The organism is Superficieibacter electus, from assembly GCF_002915575.1.
Lineage (GTDB): Bacteria > Pseudomonadota > Gammaproteobacteria > Enterobacterales > Enterobacteriaceae > Superficieibacter > Superficieibacter electus.
Map to the genome: position 1 here is coordinate 74,256 of NZ_PQGD01000019.1, position 18,002 is coordinate 92,257.

Annotated in this window: 13 protein-coding genes and 1 pseudogene; 3 read left to right on the forward strand and 11 right to left on the reverse strand. The window is 54.1% G+C overall.

The window, feature by feature from the left end:
* Positions 1-6: 6 nt before the first annotated feature.
* Positions 7-2,397 (reverse strand): maltodextrin phosphorylase, encoded by a 2,391-nt coding sequence (gene malP / locus CHU32_RS20900; RefSeq protein WP_103677255.1) that lies wholly within the window; start codon positions 2,395-2,397, stop codon positions 7-9.
* A gap of 637 nt (positions 2,398-3,034) precedes the next feature.
* Between malP and malT the strand changes: the two genes are divergently transcribed.
* Positions 3,035-5,740, forward strand: a complete 2,706-nt coding sequence (malT, locus tag CHU32_RS20905) for an HTH-type transcriptional regulator MalT (protein WP_103677256.1) — start codon at positions 3,035-3,037, stop codon at positions 5,738-5,740.
* Between the two features lie 183 nt (positions 5,741-5,923).
* Here the strand turns inward: malT and rtcA are convergent, their stop codons facing one another.
* The 3 genes from rtcA to CHU32_RS20920 form a co-directional block, all read right to left on the reverse strand.
* Positions 5,924-6,949, reverse strand: a complete 1,026-nt coding sequence (gene rtcA, locus CHU32_RS20910; protein WP_103677257.1) for an RNA 3'-terminal phosphate cyclase — start codon at positions 6,947-6,949, stop codon at positions 5,924-5,926.
* Positions 6,950-6,954: 5 nt separating this feature from the next.
* On the reverse strand, positions 6,955-8,169 hold the full coding sequence (locus CHU32_RS20915; RefSeq protein ID WP_103677289.1) for an RtcB family protein: 1,215 nt from the start codon (positions 8,167-8,169) through the stop codon (positions 6,955-6,957).
* 436 nt (positions 8,170-8,605) lie between these two features.
* Positions 8,606-10,159 (reverse strand): vWA domain-containing protein, encoded by a 1,554-nt coding sequence (locus CHU32_RS20920; RefSeq protein WP_103677258.1) that lies wholly within the window; start codon positions 10,157-10,159, stop codon positions 8,606-8,608.
* Positions 10,160-10,349: 190 nt separating this feature from the next.
* Here CHU32_RS20920 and rtcR point away from each other — a divergent pair, with 190 nt between their 5' ends.
* Entirely contained in the window at positions 10,350-11,942 is a 1,593-nt protein-coding gene (gene rtcR / locus CHU32_RS20925; RefSeq protein ID WP_103677259.1) for an RNA repair transcriptional activator RtcR, read from the forward strand.
* On the opposite strand, the gene CHU32_RS20930 is transcribed toward rtcR, so the two are convergent.
* Genes CHU32_RS20930 through glpE form a run of 3 tightly spaced genes read right to left on the reverse strand, consistent with a single transcriptional unit; the run spans position 11,939 to position 13,935 of the window.
* Positions 11,939-12,697, reverse strand: a complete 759-nt coding sequence (locus tag CHU32_RS20930) for a DeoR/GlpR family transcriptional regulator (protein ID WP_103677260.1) — start codon at positions 12,695-12,697, stop codon at positions 11,939-11,941. The genes rtcR and CHU32_RS20930 overlap by 4 nt on opposite strands.
* An 18-nt stretch (positions 12,698-12,715) precedes the next feature.
* A complete protein-coding gene (glpG, locus tag CHU32_RS20935) occupies positions 12,716-13,546 on the reverse strand; it encodes a rhomboid family intramembrane serine protease GlpG (RefSeq protein WP_103677261.1) in 831 nt (276 codons plus the stop codon).
* A gap of 59 nt (positions 13,547-13,605) precedes the next feature.
* A complete protein-coding gene (glpE, locus tag CHU32_RS20940; RefSeq protein ID WP_103677262.1) occupies positions 13,606-13,935 on the reverse strand; it encodes a thiosulfate sulfurtransferase GlpE in 330 nt (109 codons plus the stop codon).
* Between the two features lie 211 nt (positions 13,936-14,146).
* Here glpE and glpD point away from each other — a divergent pair, with 211 nt between their 5' ends.
* The gene (glpD, locus tag CHU32_RS20945; RefSeq protein WP_103677263.1) at positions 14,147-15,655 is read left to right on the forward strand and encodes a glycerol-3-phosphate dehydrogenase; all 1,509 of its coding nucleotides are present in this window, start codon (positions 14,147-14,149) and stop codon (positions 15,653-15,655) included.
* Between the two features lie 40 nt (positions 15,656-15,695).
* Here the strand turns inward: glpD and CHU32_RS20950 are convergent, their stop codons facing one another.
* From CHU32_RS20950 to CHU32_RS28085, 4 genes and pseudogenes are all read right to left on the reverse strand, one after another.
* Positions 15,696-16,124 (reverse strand): hypothetical protein, encoded by a 429-nt coding sequence (locus CHU32_RS20950; RefSeq protein WP_103677264.1) that lies wholly within the window; start codon positions 16,122-16,124, stop codon positions 15,696-15,698.
* Between the two features lie 93 nt (positions 16,125-16,217).
* Positions 16,218-16,670, reverse strand: coding sequence for a YbbD family protein (locus tag CHU32_RS20955; protein WP_103677265.1), 453 nt, complete (start codon positions 16,668-16,670; stop codon positions 16,218-16,220).
* Positions 16,649-17,710: pseudogene (locus CHU32_RS20960) on the reverse strand (PstS family phosphate ABC transporter substrate-binding protein); the annotation flags it as partial. The pseudogene CHU32_RS20960 and the gene CHU32_RS20955, both read right to left, overlap by 22 nt.
* Positions 17,607-17,888 (reverse strand): hypothetical protein, encoded by a 282-nt coding sequence (locus CHU32_RS28085; protein ID WP_133159268.1) that lies wholly within the window; start codon positions 17,886-17,888, stop codon positions 17,607-17,609. The pseudogene CHU32_RS20960 and the gene CHU32_RS28085, both read right to left, overlap by 104 nt.
* Positions 17,889-18,002: the final 114 nt, after the last annotated feature.

Here is an 18,002-nt window from a genome sequence, read left to right on the forward strand (position 1 = left end):
CGGTCCTTATCGTTTAGCCTGCCAGATACGGCTCTGATAGTCGCGAATAGAGCGATCGGAGCTGAACATGCCGCAGCGGGCGGTGTTGAGGATCGCCGCGCGGGTCCAGGCTTCCTGATCACGGTAGAGCACGTCAACCTGCTTCTGCGCCTCAACGTAGGCCGCAAAATCAGCCAGTACCAGGTACGGATCGCCACCCTGCTTGCCGAGGCTGTGCAGCATCTGGTCGAACACATGCTTGTCACCGTCGCTGTATTTGCCGCTCTCCAGCTCTTTCAGTATCGCATTGAGTACTTTGTCTTTCTTACGCCATTTTAGCGGATCGTAGCCCTTCGCTTTCAGTGCCTTCACCTCTTCCACGGTATTGCCGAAGATAAAGATATTTTCGTCACCGACTTTCTCAGCGATTTCAACGTTCGCGCCGTCCAGCGTACCGACGGTAAGCGCGCCGTTGAGCGCCAGCTTCATATTACCGGTGCCGGAAGCTTCTTTTCCGGCGGTGGAAATTTGCTCGGAAATATCCGCCGCCGGGATCAGCATTTCGGCCACGGACACGCAGTAATCCGGCAGGAACACCACTTTCAGTTTGTCGCCGACCAGCGGATCGTTGTTTACGGCTGCCGCCACCTTATTGATGGCCAGAATAATGTTTTTCGCCAGGTAATATCCCGGTGCGGCTTTCGCGCCAAACAGGAACACGCGCGGCACGCGGTCCGCCTGCGGGTTTTCGCGGATCTCTTTATAGAGAGCCAGAATGTGCAGCAGGTTCAGATGTTGACGCTTATATTCGTGCAGACGCTTGATCTGGATATCAAAAATCGCCTGCGGACTGATTTCAATTCCGGTGCGCGCCTTCACAAAGGCAGCCAGCCGCACTTTATTCGCCAGTTTGATCTCACGGTACGTCTGACGGAATTTTTTATCGTCGGCATATTTTTCCAGCGCAATCAGCTGGTCGAGATCGTTGGCCCACTCTTTCTTCAGCGTCTTGTCCAGTAGCGCAGCAAGCGCCGGGTTGCACTGTTTGATCCAGCGACGCGGGGTAATGCCGTTGGTGACGTTATGGAATTTATTCGGCCACAACTGGTGATATTCCGGGAACAAGTCTTTCACCACCAGCTCGGAGTGCAGGGCCGCCACGCCGTTAACGGCGAAGCCGCTAACCACACACATATTCGCCATTCGCACCTGTTTGTCATACACCACCGCCAGTTTCGCCCACACCGCGTCATTGCCAGGCCAGGTTTTCTCGACCAGCACTTTAAAGCGGGTATTGATTTCATTGATGATCTGCATATGGCGCGGCAACAACGCTTTAATCAGTTTTTCGTCCCAGCACTCCAGCGCTTCTGGCATCAGCGTGTGGTTAGTGTAGGCGAAGGTTTTACTGGTGATAGCCCAGGCATCGTCCCAGCGCAGCTGATGCTCATCAATGAGCACGCGTAACAGTTCAGGAATGGCGATGGTCGGGTGCGTATCATTCAACTGGATGACTTCATAATCTGCCAGTTCTTGTAATTTGCGGCCCGCAAGATGGTGGCGACGCAGAATATCGGCGATCGAGCAGGCGCACTGGAAGTACTGCTGCATCAGGCGCAGCTTTTTACCTGCGGTGTGGTTGTCGTTCGGGTAGAGCACTTTGGTCAGTTTATCGGCGTCAATACCCTGCTGCTCAGCGCGCAGGAAATCGCCATCGTTAAATTTAGTGAGATCGAACGGATGCGCGTGTGTTGCCTGCCACAGGCGCAGCGGCTGAGTAATGCCGTTGCGATAGCCCAGCACTGGCAAATCCCATGCCTGACCGGTAATGATAAATCCGGGCTGCCAGGCACCTTTCACCACTTTACCGCCGATGCCGACCTGGACATCCAGTTGTTCATTGTGGCGAAACCACGGGTAGCTGCCACGATGCCAGTCGTCAGGCGCTTCCATCTGATTGCCGTCGGCAAAAGACTGACGGAACAGGCCATACTGATAGTTCAGACCATAGCCAGTTGCCGACTGGCCTACCGTCGCCATGGAGTCGAGGAAACACGCCGCCAGACGGCCGAGACCGCCGTTGCCCAGCGCCGGATCAATCTCTTCTTCCAGCAAATCGCTCAGATTGATGTCATAGGTCTGTATGGCATCGCTCACCTCCTGATACCAGCCGAGATTCAGCAGGTTGTTACCGGTCAGGCGGCCAATCAAAAACTCCATCGAAATATAGTTTACATGGCGCTGATTTTTAGCGGGGGCGCTTACAGGTTGCGCCGAGAGCAGCTCTGCCAGCGCACCACTTACCGCCTGCCACCACTGACGCGGCGTCATTTCCTCAGCAGAAGATAAACCGAAATGCTGCCACTGACGCGTCAGGGCAGCCTGAAATTGTGCTTTGTCGAACGTAGGCTGTGACATAAAGGAACCAGATCCTGTTCAAAAATGGAAAACGTTAGCGCTAGTTTGCCGGGCTACCCATCTGGCTTCCTCATCCCGCCACCGATTAGGCAGGGAGGAGCAGCAGGGATGAGCGAAAAATGTGATCGGCACCACTATAACGTTAGCCGCTTGCGCCATCCTTGCTAACAATTTGAACAGAGAGGAGCCGTCCTTCGCTCACGTCGCAGTCTCCACCATTATGCCGCTCAGAACTCAGGAGTAGGTCAAAGAACTGAAATGCCGTTTCGCAAATAAAATGTAAAATAAGGAAATGATTTTTCGTATAAAATACCAACAGTGAATTTACTCAAACTCGTTACAGCTTATTTTTTAACGCTTATCTGCTCTAATTTTAATTGAGTTAAGAAAATCCTTTCATCGAAAGGGTAATTATCGGTAAATACGCAATTTAGCCTAAGCCAGACGCCATGCCTGCTGGCACCGGTTTCATTAAAATATTTCACTTCATTTAATAAATTGTGACACAGTGCAAATTAAGGAGTAGTCAAAATCGACATAACTTGCAATACATTGCAATCTGAACGACTTTAGGGTTATTAATTACGAAGCGCAAAAAAAATCCGCCTTTCTTTTACGCACAGTGAAAGTGATAACTATGTTGATTCCGTCTAAATTAAGTCGCCCGGTTCGCCTTGATCATACTGTGGTCAGGGACCGCCTGTTGGCTAAACTTTCCGGCGCGAACAATTTCCGTCTGGTCCTGATCACAAGCCCGGCGGGCTATGGAAAAACAACGCTCATTTCTCAGTGGGCCGCAGGCAAAAACGATCTGGGCTGGTTCTCACTGGATGAAGGCGATAACCAGCAGGAACGTTTTGCCAGCTACCTTATTGCCGCCGTTCAGCAGGCGACGGGCGGACACTGCGATGCCAGTGAAGCGATGGTGCAAAAGCGCCAGTATGCCAGCCTGACCTCGCTTTTTGCCCAGCTATTTATCGAACTGGCTGAGTGGGACCGCCCGCTCTGGCTGGTGATTGACGACTACCATCTGATCACCAATCCGGTGATCCATGAAGCCATGCACTTCTTTCTGCGTCATCAGCCGGAAAACCTGACCCTGCTGGTGATGTCGCGTAACCTTCCCCAGCTGGGGATTGCCAATTTACGTGTTCGCGATCAACTGCTTGAGATCGGCAGCCAGCATCTGGCCTTTAATCATCAGGAAGCACGGCAGTTCTTTGAGCGCCGCCTGACGTCGCCGCTTGAAGCCTCCGAAAGCGGCCGCCTGTGCGACGAAGTCGCGGGCTGGGCCACCGCGCTTCAGCTTATCGCCCTTTCCGCGCGGCAGAACAACAATGCGCCGCATCAGTCCGCCCGTCGGTTGTCGGGCATTAACGCCACTCACCTTTCTGATTATCTGGTCGATGAAGTGCTGGATAACGTTGATTTAAGCACCCGCCATTTCCTGCTTAAAAGCGCCCTGCTGCGGTCGATGAACGATGCGCTGATTGTGCGCGTGACGGGGGAAGAGAACGGCCAGATGCGACTGGAAGAGATTGAACGTCAGGGTCTGTTTCTGCAACGTATGGATGATTCCGGTGAATGGTTTAGCTATCACCCGCTGTTTGGCAGCTTCCTGCGCCAGCGCTGCCAGTGGGAGCTGGCCACCGAACTGCCGGAGCTGCACCGTGCCGCCGCCGAAAGCTGGATGGTACAGGGCTTTCCTACCGAAGCTATCCATCACGCGCTGGCGTCCGGTGATGCGCCGATGCTGCGCGATATTCTGCTCAACCACGCATGGGGCCTGTTTAATCACAGCGAACTAACGCTGCTGGAAGAATCGCTGGCGTCGCTACCGTGGGAAAGCCTGCTGGAGAATCCGCGTCTGGTGCTGCTTCAGGCGTGGCTGATGCAAAGCCAGCATCGCTACAGCGAAGTTAATACCCTGCTGGCACGCGCCGAGCAGGAGATGCAGATTACCATCGACGCGGCATTAAGCGGTGACTTCAACGCCCTGCGCGCCCAGGTAGCGATTAACGACGGCGATCCGGATGAAGCCGAGCGTCTGGCGAAAATCGCGCTGGATATGCTGCCGGTGGCCAGTTTTTACAGCCGCATCGTGGCGACCTCCGTTCACGGCGAGGTACTGCATTGCAAAGGGCTGTTGATGGAGTCGCTGTCGTTAATGCAGCAGACAGAGCAGATGGCGCGCCGCCACGACGTCTGGCATTACGCGCTGTGGAGCATGATCCAGCAAAGTGAAATTCTGTTTGCCCAGGGCTTTTTGCAGGCTGCGTGGGAAACGCAGGAGAAAGCCTTCCAGTTGATCCACGATCAGCATCTGGAACAGCTACCGATGCATGAGTTTTTGCTGCGTATTCGTGCCCAGTTGCTGTGGGCATGGGGACGCCTCGACGAAGCGGAAAGCGCGGCGCGCAGCGGGATGACCGTTCTCTCCACTTATCAGCCGCAGCAACAGCTTCAGTGTCTGGCGCTGTTGGTGCAATGCTCGCTGGCACGCGGCGATCTGGATAACGCGCGCAGCCAGCTCAACCGTCTGGAAAACCTGTTAGGCAATGGTCCTTATCACAGCGACTGGGTTTCCAACGCCGATAAAGTGCGGGTGATTTACTGGCAGATGACCGGCGATAAAAAGTCCGCCGCCAACTGGCTGCGCCAGACGCCGAAGCCGGAGTTTGCCAATAACCATTTCCTGCAAAGCCAGTGGCGCAACATCGCCCGCGTACAGATCCTGCTCGGCGAAACCGGCCCGGCGGAAATGGTGCTGGAAGAGTTAAATGAGAACGCGCGCAACCTGCGCCTGATGAGCGACATCAACCGCAACTTGCTGTTGCTGAATCAGCTTTACTGGCAGGCGGGCCGCAAAAACGAAGCGCAGAATGCACTGATAGAAGCGCTGACCCTCGCCAACCGCACCGGGTTTATTAACCATTTTGTTATTGAAGGCGAAGCGATGGCGCAACAATTGCGCCAGTTGATTCAACTCAATACGCTGCCGGAGCTGGAGCAGCACCGGGCGCAGCGTATTTTGCGGGACATTAACCAGCATCACCGGCATAAATTTGCGCATTTTGACGAGAACTTCGTCGAACGGCTGTTGAATCATCCGCAGGTGCCAGAGCTGATCCGCACCAGCCCGCTCACCCAGCGTGAATGGCAGGTTCTGGGGCTGATTTACTCCGGTTACAGCAATGAGCAGATTGCCGGAGAGCTGGACGTGGCCGCTACGACCATTAAAACGCATATCCGCAATCTGTATCAGAAACTCGGCGTCGCACACCGGCAGGATGCGGTTCAGCACGCCCAGAAGCTGCTGAAGATGATGGGTTATGGGGTTTGAGTTGCGGGTGGCGGTGTCGCTTTATCCGCACCGCAAATTAGCCACTTAAAATCAATGAGTTATTATAAACTACAGGCCCGGTAAGCGCAGCGCCACCGGGCAAAGTGGCACGCCGATGGCCGCCACGCTGTGAATCTGTCTTTGCCATCAACGTCATGCAGATATTCGTTTTTTCGCCACAAATTACCCTTTTTTCTGTACCGTCACCCGCGTCATCTCGCCCTCTTCAACCAGACTAAACGTCACCGGCAGAAAACGCTCAACAACAGCAATATTAGTCCGCAAATGAGCGGAAGCATGCGCGACGGTGAACTCGCCTTCACCCGTCAGCGCCAGCGGAAGCACCAGTTGGTCCGCCAGATACTCGCCCACCGCCGCCGGGCTTGCCAGATAGCGACGCACTTCGGTTACCAGCTTATTCGCTACCGCTTCCGCGCTCATGCGTTTCTCACCAAAGGCAATAAACCGCTCGGTAATGTGGGCACTTTCGATCTCAAGCGATACGGTGTTTCCCGGCCCCCGATCGCCGGGTAGCGTCTGGATCTGTTGATCCGCCAGTGAAAAATGCGCAGCCAGAGTGTCATTTTCGCGCTTGCCGACATGATGGGGAACACTCGCCAGTAGCACCTCCGTTTTCATTTGGCTGATATCGCCCCGCGCCACAAGCTGAAGGCCGCGAAGTGTTTTCACTGGCGTGACGTCGGTTGCCACACAGCCACCGCCCGCCGGATAGAAACCGTGGCGCAGGAGCGTCGTGTGCTGCCGAATCCCCATTCGCGCCAGCAGCGGCTCCCAGACGCGGCAGATAAAATCTGCAGGCGGTGCGGACGGATTATGCGTGCCACCGCTGACTTCCACCCGGCCCGGCGCATCGGCGAACCACAGCGCGGGCAGAACCGTTTGCAGTACCAGCGTGCAGCTGCCCGCGCTGCCGATGGCAAAACGATACTCGCCGCCACGGATCGGCCCCGGCGTAAAATGCAGTTCCTGCGAGCCGAGGTGGTCACCGCTGATCTCTGCATCGCACATTTCCGCTGCGGCGCGCACTGCGGTTAAATGCTGACGCAACAATCCCGGTTTTGCCCGGCCCGCACGAATGCCGGTGATTTCAAACGGCTGGCCGGTGATCATCGACAAACTTAGCGCCGAACGTAAAATCTGCCCACCGCCTTCTCCCTGTGCGCCGTTCAGCGCGATTATCCTTTTCATCCTCTTTATCCCTTAACGCAAACCACCTGACGCAGTGTATGCACGATTTCAACCAGATCGGATTGTGCGGACATCACCGCGTCAATGTCCTTATACGCCATCGGAATTTCGTCAATAACGGCGGCGTCTTTACGACATTCTACATGTGATGTCGCGCGGATCTGGTCCTCGACACTAAACAGTTTTTTCGCCTTTGTACGGCTCATAACACGCCCCGCGCCGTGGCTGCATGAACAGAAGGCCTCTTCGTTACCCAGCCCGCGTACGATAAAGCTTTTCGCCCCCATCGAACCGGGAATGATACCGTATTGTCCGGCGCGGGCCGACACGGCACCTTTACGGGTGACAAAAATATCTTCACCAAAATGTGATTCTTTCTGCACGTAGTTATGGTGGCAGTTAATGGCCTCCATGCTGAACGAGAAAGACTTAGTAATGGTCTTACGCAGCGCCGCTACCACGTTTTCCAGCATGGCCTCACGGTTGGCGCGGGCATAATCCTGCGCCCAGCCGACGGCTTTCACGTAATCAGCGAAGTGTTCGCTTCCTTCTTCAAAATATGCCAGGTCGCGCGACGGCAGATGCGCAATATGCTGCTCCATATCTTTCTGGGCCATCTCAATAAAATAGCTGCCGATGGCGTTACCAATTCCGCGCGATCCGGAGTGCAACATGATCCAGACGCGATCGGCTTCATCCAGACAAATCTCGATAAAGTGGTTACCGGTTCCCAGCGTTCCCAGGTGCTTATAGTTATTGGTGTTTAAAAAACGGGGATACTTCTGGGTCAGCCACTGAAAACCAGGCTGCAATGTGGCCCACTGCGCATCTACGTTGGCAGGCGGATTTTCCCATGCCCCTACGTCGCGACGTCCGCGCCCGGTAGTACGTCCGTGCGGAACCGCCGCTTCAATGGCGCTACGCAACGCGGCCAGGCTATCCGGCAAATCCGCAGCCGTTAGGGTGGTACGCAATGCGTTCATACCGCAGCCGATATCCACCCCAACTGCCGCCGGAATAATCGCGCCTTTGGTGGGGATCACGCTACCAATGGTGGAGCCTTTCCCCAGGTGTACGTCAGGCATCACCGCAACGTGGCTAAAGATAAACGGCATTTTGGCCGTATTAATCAGCTGCTGGCGCGCATCCTCTTCTACTGGTACCCCGTGGGTCCACATTTTCACAGGTGCGTTTGAGGTGGTCATTGTTTCGTAAGTCATCATTTACACTCATTTTTAATTAAGGGTGGCGACAAGTAGTGACGGATCGTTATCAGTATGCTCTGTCTTATTGAGCTACGGAGTTGAACTCCGGCAGGATTTGCACCTGCAACCTTACTGTCCCATGTAGATCCGTCGGCATTCGCCGAAATTCGTTAAAGGTGGCGACAAGTTAATGTGAATACACCGCTCTACCATTGAACTACAGAGCCAGGCTCTGGCGGGACTCGAACCCGCAACACATGTAGATCCACAGGCATTCGCCGATAATAAAGCGGCACGACAAGGGTTGGCGGATCAGCCTGCTCTACCACTGAGCTACGGAGTCAGACTCCGGCAGGATTCGAACCTGCGACCTGGACATTCGTAGTGTGTAGATCCACCGGCATTCGTGCCTTCAGCATGGCGTGAAATTTCGCGCCGCGCTGAATATGGTTTACAGCGTGACTGACGCGATCTCGTCGAGCCAGTGTTCGCTGCCATAGCGATCGTGAACAAAGTTGTCGATCACCGTAAAAACGTCGTCGCTAAACCCGCCGACGTTCAAAACATCCTGACGCTCCTGCGCCTGGGTTGTGCCGTAGGGCAGGAGGTCGATACAGACCAGCCGCGCCTGCGGGTTGCGCTTTTTCAGTTCCAGCCAGCACTCCATGGTCGCCGTCGATCCGTGCCGCGATTTATCCATCCACGATTCGTTGTCTGACACCATAATCAGCAGATCCACCGGCGCACGTTCGTTCAGCAGTTTGCGCAGCGGCGCGGAACAGTTGGTGCCGCCGCCACCGATTGAGGCGAGCTTTTGCGCGTTGCGCATCACCGGCTGACGAGGATCGAGCGTCACGTTGACCACATCGCACTCAAACGGCAGCACGCGGGCATCCGGGTGACGGCGCAACACGGCAGCAGCAATTAGCGCCGCGACATCAATACAGCGAATGCGGCTGCTGGCCCCTTTGCGATAGCCTGTCACCGGCGAGCTCATCGATCCCGACACGTCCGGGCAGACCACCACCCGACCGTTAAAGCGCGGCACGTTCTCCAGCGCATATTCCATCGCCCGTTGCAGGGCATTGCCAATGGCCTGCGGCATCGTGTTTTGCAGACAGCTCCACGCTGCCAGCAACTGGTAAGGATAAACACGGGACTGATGTACCTGCTCCCGGTCCGCCAGCCGTTTCGCCACCTGATACACCATCGCCTTATCGGTAAAAACGCCGTGGCGATCCAGCGTATTAAGGTTCATCCGCAGGGTCTGCCAGCGCATTCGCTGCGCCAGTTGCGTCCACTGCGCGGTGCTCAACGGTTCGTTGGTCAACAATAAAAACGGCACATCCGGCAGTTCCGTGGCATCGCCGTTTTCCCGAAACGCCAGCAGCGCCTGCGTTTTCTCCGGTAACTGCGCGTTATCACAGGGTTTACCGATCAACCAGGCAAAAAAGGCGTCCTGCCACGCGGCTTTTGGCCGCGGGTGAACCATCTTCACAATATCTGCCAGCGACGGCGCATTGCCGACCGATGCCTGCAATAAGCGCGTTTCATCCGCCTGCTGCAACCAGCGCTGCACCAGGGCCTTTGACCGGGTGCCCAGCGAGCGCCGTCCGGTCACGCCGCTGCGCATAATCTGCACAAAGTTACGCAGCATCCGGCCATTGTTAATCACTCGCGCAAATACCACCGGCAGCAGCGCCGAGCCGCGCGCCGCCAGGATCGCCGTCAACAGCGCAGGCATATCTTTCATCATCCCCCGCTCGCGACCATAAATCGCCGCCTGCGCCAGGAACAGATCGTCAAGATCGCCCGCCACCGCCAGCACATCGCTTAACTGTGCCTGCGCGTTGGCATAAAACGTGTCGTTCAGGCTGCCGGTCATCACCATCTGCGCCAGCTTATGACGCGGAGTAAAAGCAAAAGCCGGTGCGTTTTGATAATTGCAGGTATCCGCCTGCGGCACGTTCCCGGACAATGAACGGAACAAATCTGGATTCGCCATGTTGTTTTCCCATTTCCGTTGTTCTCTATGCCAGAATTATTGCAACTGGCGTGCCAGAAATTAGAATCCAACATAAACCATTGATATTAATTGAAATAAAAAATAACAACGCAAAAGGGCACAAAGAATGTTTTTCAGAACCCATCAAAAAGCGATAATAAATTATCGCGATTTATAAAGGATTATCGTCATGCGAAAAACGGTGGCTTTTGGTTTTGTTGGTACGGTACTGGATTATGTGGGGCGCGGTAACCAACGCTGGGAGAAATGGCGTCCAACCCTCTGTTTATGCCAACAGGAAACGCTGATCATTGATCGTCTGGAATTACTCTATGACGCACGTTCACGTTCGCTGTTTGAAACCTTAAAACGGGATCTCACCAGCGTATCGCCGGAAACTGAAGTGACTGGAGTGGAAATCACTATCCGAAATCCGTGGGATTTTGAGGAGGTATACGCCTGCCTGCATGATTTCGCTCGCCGTCATACCTTTCACCCGGATGAAGAGGATTATCTGGTACATATCACCACCGGCACGCACGTTGCTCAAATCTGCTGGTTTTTACTGGCAGAAGCGCGTTACCTGCCCGCCCGGCTGGTACAAACTTCGCCACCACGTAAAAAAGATATACCGCACAGTACCGGCGACGTGACGGTGATTGACCTTGACCTCAGCCGTTATAACGCCATTGCCAGTCGCTTTGCTGAAGAACGTCAGGAAACCCTTACTTTTCTGAAATCCGGCATTGAAACACGTAACCCTCATTTTAACCGCATGATCGAGCAAATCGAGCGCGTGGCGATGCGTTCACGCGCCCCCATCCTGCTCAATGGCCCCACCGGAGCGGGTAAATCTTTTCTCGCGCGCCGCATTTATGAATTAAAGCTGGCACGCCATCAGTTCAGTGGTCCATTTGTCGAAGTAAACTGCGCCACCCTGCGTGGTGATACCGCCATGTCAGCACTGTTTGGTCATGTAAAAGGGGCGTTTACCGGAGCCAAAGAAGAACGAGCCGGGTTGTTACGTAGCGCTAACGGCGGATTATTATTTCTTGATGAAGTCGGTGAATTGGGGGCTGACGAGCAGGCCATGCTACTGAAAGCGATTGAAGAAAAGCGCTTTTATCCGTTTGGCAGCGATCAACAGGTCAGTAGTGATTTCCAGCTCATCGCCGGAACGGTACAGAATCTGCGTCAGCGGGTGCGGGAAGGCGCATTTCGTGAAGATCTGTATGCCCGTATCAATCTGTGGACCTTTGAGCTGCCGGGATTAATGCAGCGCCGGGAAGATATTGAGCCTAACCTCGATTATGAACTGGAGCGTCACGCGGCAAGCACCGGCGATAGCGTACGTTTCAATACGGAAGCACGCCGCATCTGGCTGGCATTCGCCCTGTCGCCTCAGGCCAGCTGGCGAGGTAACTTTCGCGAACTTTCCGCCAGCGTCACTCGCATGGCAACGCTGGCAGAAAACGGACGTATTACGGTCGATACGGTGAACGATGAAATCGCTCGCTTGCAATATCACTGGTGCGACGAGCGCCCTTCGGTACTCGAAATGTTATTAGGCCCGGAGGCGGCCTCACTGGATCTGTTTGATCGTATGCAACTGGAAAATGTGATTACCGTCTGTCGACAGGCAAACACGATTTCCGAAGCGGGGAGACGCCTTTTCGATGTCTCTCGTCAGGAAAAGGCCACGGTTAATGATGCTGACCGGCTACGTAAATACCTGGCGCGCTTTACTCTTAACTGGGAAAGCGTGAAAGAGATGGCGAACTAACACAGCTCCAGTTGCACGTTATGCTCCGAAATCACCTGCATTACTCCTGCGGGCGGCATGATATCGGTGTACACCGCATTCACCATGCTGATACTGCCCATATTGACCATCGCGTTACGGCCAAATTTAGAGTGATCCACCACCAGCATCACGTGACGCGAATTTTCAATAATGGCTCGTTTGGTACGCACTTCGTGATAATCAAACTCCAGGAGCGAACCGTCACTGTCGATGCCGCTGATCCCCAGAATGCCGAAGTCAAGCCGGAACTGGGCGATGAAATCCTGCGTGGCTTCGCCAATAATACCGCCGTCACGGCTGCGCAGCTCGCCGCCCGCGAGAATAATGCGGAAGTCGTCTTTCACCATCAGCGTGTTTGCCACGTTAAGGTTATTGGTCACAATACGCAGATGGCTGTGCTCCAGCAGCGCGTGCGCCACCGCTTCCGGGGTAGTGCCGATATCAATAAATAACGTCGAGCCGTCCGGAATTTGGGCCGCGACTTTGCGGGCGATACGCTCTTTCTCTGCCGTCTGCGTCGCTTTACGGTCATGCCAGGAGGTATTGACCGAGCTGGAAGGCAGCGCCGCGCCGCCGTGGTGTCGCAGGATCAAATTTTGCTCGGCAAGGTCGTTAAGATCGCGACGAATGGTTTGTGGGCTAACGGAGAAATGCTCCACCAGCTCTTCAGTGCTGACATATCCCTGTTTTTTTACCAGTTCGATAATCGCGCCGTGGCGCTGTGTCTGTTTCATGAATAATCCCTGGAAAAATTATGTTCGTTTTCGCGCATTTTGCGAATCGACAAATGCCATCGCCAGCCCGACCAGCAATCCGGCAACATGGGCACCATTCGCAATCGACATCCCAAAGAGATCAAACCAGCCGGCAATCAACCATATTAAAGAAAAGATGATTAACCCGCGCGGTAAAAAAACGCCGCTGTGCGGATCGCGCTCCCCACGCAGCCATGTGTAGCCCATCAGGGCATATACGACGCCAGATAATCCGCCAAACCACGGGCCGCTGAAATGGTATTGTACAAATCCACTCAACAGGGCGCTAATTACCGTAATGACCACCAGTTTGCCGCTACCCAGACGTTTTTCCACCATGCCGCCAAGGTACCACCACCACAGCAGGTTAAAGAGAATATGCAGCACGGAGAAGTGCATCAGGGCGTGAGTAAAATAGCGCCAGACATCAAATTTCAGCGAGGGATCGTAAGGCCATGCCAGCCAGATCATGACGGGCTGGTCGCCAATAATGCTCATCAGCAAAAATATCAGCACCGTGATGGCGAAAATACCAAGCGTAAAGGGACCCGCCCTTTCTTTGAGCGTGCTCAGAAAAGGAAAACGCTGATAGCGTAACCCACTGTTGGTCTGCCCGGATTGCCAGCTGGCGGCCAGATAACGCGGATCGGCCGGATTTTCCAGAAAACGCGCCAGCTCAGCCTGGACACGTTCGGCATGACGCTCATCCGCCAGCCAGATATCCCACTGCGTGTGCTTCTCAATCGTCAGCACCACGCCCTGCGTCGCCATATAGTCTACAAATGCCTGCGCGATGCGCGGGTTACTAAAAGAGGTGATCATCAACATGCAGGCGATCGCTTATTCCACACAAAAGGAGACAGTATAGCGGCATAGCCTTTCAATGCCTAAAACAGCGTGCGCTCCACTTCCGCGGGGAAATGGCGATGCCAGGCGTCAAAACCGCCATCAACGCTGTAAACGCAATCGTAGCCCTGCTGCAAAAGATATTGCGCGGCTCCTTTGCTGCTGTTGCCGTGATAGCACATTACCATCACCGGCGTTTCAGGGTCCGTGTCACGCATAAAAGCACCGAGAGTGTCATTGGTCAAATGGAATGCGCCCGGCGTATGACCTAATGCGTAACTTTGCGGATCGCGGATGTCCACCAGTACGGCGCTCGCCTGATGCAGTTTCTGGTGGGCTTCTTCAACATTAATACATTCAAAATGGTCCATAGTTTCTCTTTCTGGCGCTTTTTGTCGTCCCGCCCGGGCAGGGGCGGAAGTGTCACTTGCTCCCAGTTTACGTCGTAAGTGGAGAGAAGCGCCATTATGTTATGCATATCACTCTAAATTGTTTTTTTGATGTTACCAAAAGCGCGATTCCTTGCTATCATGAGCGATATCGAGCATTTATGCGCTTTAACGAAAGTAACGAGGTGGCAGCATGGAAACCAAAGATCTGATTGTGATAGGTGGCGGTATTAACGGTGCCGGCATCGCGGCGGATGCGGCAGGACGCGGTTTATCCGTGCTGATGCTGGAAGGACAGGATCTGGCTTGTGCCACTTCGTCAGCCAGTTCAAAATTGATTCATGGCGGGCTACGTTACCTTGAACACTACGAATTTCGTCTGGTGAGCGAGGCACTGGCCGAGCGTGAGGTGCTGCTGAAGATGGCCCCGCATATCGCTTTCCCGATGCGCTTTCGTCTGCCGCACCGCCCACATTTGCGTCCGGCATGGATGATCCGTATCGGGCTGTTTATGTACGATCATCTGGGTAAACGGACCAGCCTGCCAGGCTCAACCGGTTTGCGATTTGGCGCAGAATCGGTACTTAAACCAGAGATCGTGCGCGGATTCGAATATTCCGATTGCTGGGTAGACGATGCTCGCCTGGTGCTGGCAAACGCCCAGATGGTCGAGCAGAAAGGCGGTAAAGTGCTTACCCGCACTCGCGCCACCTCGGCTCGTCGTGAAAACGGCCTGTGGATCGTTGAAGCGGAAGATATTGATAGCGGTAAAAAATACACCTGGCAGGCGCGCGGTCTGGTGAACGCCACCGGTCCGTGGGTGAAACAGTTCTTTGACGATGGGATGCATCTGCCCTCACCGTACGGTATCCGCCTGATCAAAGGCAGCCATATTGTGGTGCCGCGCGTGCATACCCAGAAACAGGCTTATATTCTGCAAAACGAAGATAAGCGTATTGTCTTTGTGATCCCGTGGATGGATGAATTCTCCATCATCGGCACTACCGACGTGGAATATAAAGGCGATCCGAAAAGCGTCGCCATCGATGAGAACGAAATCAATTACCTGCTCAACGTGTATAACGGTCACTTTAAGAAACAGCTGACGCGTGAGGATATCGTCTGGACCTACTCCGGCGTGCGTCCTCTGTGCGATGATGAATCTGATTCACCGCAGGCGATCACCCGCGATTACACCCTCGACGTGCATGACGAAGGCGGTAAAGCGCCGCTGCTATCAGTGTTCGGTGGTAAGCTGACCACCTACCGCAAGCTGGCGGAACACGCGCTGGAAAAACTGACGCCGTACTATAAAGGCATCGGTCCGGCGTGGACGAAAGACGCCGTATTGCCCGGCGGCGACATCGGCAGCGATCGTGATGACTATGCCGCTAAACTGCGTCGCCGTTATCCGTTTATCAGCGAGGCGCTGGCACGCCACTATGCCCGCACCTATGGCAGCAACAGCGATATTATCCTTCGCGACGCGACTTCGGTTGCCGACCTGGGCGAGGATTTTGGTCACGAGTTTTATGAAGCGGAATTGCGTTATCTGGTCGAGCATGAATGGGTGCGCCGTCTGGATGATGCCATCTGGCGTCGCACCCGCCTCGGCATGTGGCTGGACGCCGACCAGCAGTCACGCGTGGCACAGTGGCTGTTGCAGCATACGGCGAAACGCGAGCTGTCGCTGGCATCGTAACGGAATAAAGGGGGAAGCGCGCTTCCCCCCTTTAATGGAGTCATTTGGTCAGACTGGCTACTTCATGACCATTCGCATCGCGGTAAACTTTATTGCCGCTGGAATCGATTCTGGACGTGCCGATAACATGGCCATCGTCGTCCCGATACGTTGTTTCGCCATTGCCATTGCTGACGGCGGTTCCCACCCGATGCCCGTTCGCATCTCTGAAGGTTGTCTCACCGTTGCCATTGCTTCGGGCAGTTCCGCGGGTATGCCCGTCAGCGTCGCGGAATGTGGTTTCACCGTTGGAATGGGTGGTTGACGTGCCGCGCTCATGACCATCGCCATCCCGATAAGTCCGATCGCCACTGCCGTTTGAGCTTACCGAACCAATCTCATGACCATTTGCATCCGTGAGCCGGGCGGCCATGGCTGGCGTCACCAGTACAGCGCATAAAACCGTCGCTAACACTGCTTTTATTTTCATCTTTCTCAACTCCCTGTATTACACCGGTTTCCATTCTGCACCCTCTGTCGATAACCAGGAAATCCGCTTCTGTACTTCCCGTTTTAGTCAGCCTCATCGGTCCTGACTCGGCTGGCGCGACTGGAGCCAGAAGCCCAGCGCAAAACCAGACTGGGCGCTGAGCATATCGTCCCGCTGAGAATACAGAAAATAAGCCAGCGATACCGTCGCCCAGTATCCCGGTACTGACAATATGGCATCCAGTAATGGCGCAATGTTTAATCCGCCGCGATAAAACATCACATCCTGATACAGATGAAAGCCTGGTAAACCAGGATAAATACCATCGGCATTAAGGCCAATCGTAATGTGAACATCCCAACAGCATAATCCGCTTAATCCTGCTTCCCCGGAAAATACCTCGGCCTTATCCAGCACCTCATTGATCAACTTCGGGATAATATCCTCCTGCCAGCGATCTGTATCACAGCAGGCGATCGTAATATCCGCGCCAGTGCGTGGGTCGGTTCCTGAGAGCTTAATCGTTAGTTCAATAGCGGGTTCCATGATGATGACTTTCCTTGTAATGCTGGATACAGCGGCACATAGCCCACATCCTGCACCAGTTGCTGCCCCTGCGGGCTTAAAAACCACGCCACCAGCTTTTGCGTCTCCGGCGTTGGGTGCTCGCGGGTGACCATATAGACATCTACCGTATAGGGGTAAGAACCATTGCGAATATTTTCTACCGTCGGTGCAATACCATTAATGGCTAAGAGTTTGACGTTTTTATTGGCGTTCATTTGCGTCGCGTAATAGCGGAAGGTGTAGCCAATAGCGGGCAGGTTATTCTGATACTCAGCAACTTTATGGATCACCCCATCCATTACTGTAGCGACTTCCGTTTCTTGCGCTGGCAGCATGGGCGTGTCTTTCATAACCTTCGCCAGCATCACGGTCTGGCTGCCTGAATCTGCCGGGCGCTGCCAGATCTGAATGTTACGCTGTTGGCCGCCCACCTCGTCCCAGCGATGTATTTTGCCGCTAAAAATATCACGCACTTGCTGTTCGGTTAACGAACTTACCGGGTTATTTCTATTGGCGATGAACACAAACGCTTCGCGGGCGAAAGGGGTATAAATCAGTGTTACGCCTTCATCCTGCGCATGTTTTTTCTGCGCGGCTGAAGGTTGGGCGACGAAGATAATATCGGCTCTGCTGGCAATAAGATTTTTATATGCCTGCGGCGTGCGGGAATTATTCAGATAGTTAGCTTCAATTTCATACGATTTCATTTCCGGGGGGAAGCTATTTAGCGCATAAAAAGCGGAGGCATACAGAGGGTATGCAGCTGTCGCTCCATCCAGACGTGGCCAACGTTCACTGATGTGCAAAGCTGGCTCCCCCTGCAATTTGACCAGCGCGCTATTAGCTATATAAGGGTCAAAATCACGGGTATCGATGGTTTCAGCAACGCTTTTTTGTGGGTCCTGAGTGGGATATTTATCCGCGCGTAACTTTCCCTGCCACGCCGCATAGCAACCTGATAGTACCAGTATTAACAGGATTACATTTCCAGCCAGCAATAAACATGGCAGCCCCTGCGAGAATTAACACCATGCCATTCGCGAGATAATGCATAAATACAGGGGCATTCGTGATATCAAGGATAAGTGCCAGGAATGCAGCGACGACGCCAGCGGCAAAAGCCATAATCTGCGCCAGCGCTGGCACGCCAAAGAATGCCAGAAGTAGCGACAACCCCATTAGTTTTGCTTTTTTCATGCCAGGCCTGCTGAGTCCGTTCAGAGGGCTGAATTATAAAATAAGCAGGCAGGATCGGGCCGGGCACTTTTCTGAAATAATGTAATTACCGCAATTAAACCGCAGGCCGGGTAA

What these genes read in the sequence shown, in the direction of transcription:
- CHU32_RS28085 (WP_133159268.1), bottom strand. Translation starts at nt 17,888, where the DNA reads ATGAAAAAAGCAAAACTAATGGGGTTGTCGCTACTTCTGGCATTCTTT.
- CHU32_RS20955 (WP_103677265.1), bottom strand. Translation starts at nt 16,670, where the DNA reads ATGGAACCCGCTATTGAACTAACGATTAAGCTCTCAGGAACCGACCCA.
- rtcA (WP_103677257.1), bottom strand. Translation starts at nt 6,949, where the DNA reads ATGAAAAGGATAATCGCGCTGAACGGCGCACAGGGAGAAGGCGGTGGG.
- glpG (WP_103677261.1), bottom strand. Translation starts at nt 13,546, where the DNA reads ATGTTGATGATCACCTCTTTTAGTAACCCGCGCATCGCGCAGGCATTT.
- CHU32_RS20915 (WP_103677289.1), bottom strand. Translation starts at nt 8,169, where the DNA reads ATGACTTACGAAACAATGACCACCTCAAACGCACCTGTGAAAATGTGG.
- rtcR (WP_103677259.1), top strand. Translation starts at nt 10,350, where the DNA reads ATGCGAAAAACGGTGGCTTTTGGTTTTGTTGGTACGGTACTGGATTAT.
- CHU32_RS20920 (WP_103677258.1), bottom strand. Translation starts at nt 10,159, where the DNA reads ATGGCGAATCCAGATTTGTTCCGTTCATTGTCCGGGAACGTGCCGCAG.
- CHU32_RS20950 (WP_103677264.1), bottom strand. Translation starts at nt 16,124, where the DNA reads ATGAAAATAAAAGCAGTGTTAGCGACGGTTTTATGCGCTGTACTGGTG.
- malT (WP_103677256.1), top strand. Translation starts at nt 3,035, where the DNA reads ATGTTGATTCCGTCTAAATTAAGTCGCCCGGTTCGCCTTGATCATACT.
- glpD (WP_103677263.1), top strand. Translation starts at nt 14,147, where the DNA reads ATGGAAACCAAAGATCTGATTGTGATAGGTGGCGGTATTAACGGTGCC.
- malP (WP_103677255.1), bottom strand. Translation starts at nt 2,397, where the DNA reads ATGTCACAGCCTACGTTCGACAAAGCACAATTTCAGGCTGCCCTGACG.
- CHU32_RS20930 (WP_103677260.1), bottom strand. Translation starts at nt 12,697, where the DNA reads ATGAAACAGACACAGCGCCACGGCGCGATTATCGAACTGGTAAAAAAA.
- glpE (WP_103677262.1), bottom strand. Translation starts at nt 13,935, where the DNA reads ATGGACCATTTTGAATGTATTAATGTTGAAGAAGCCCACCAGAAACTG.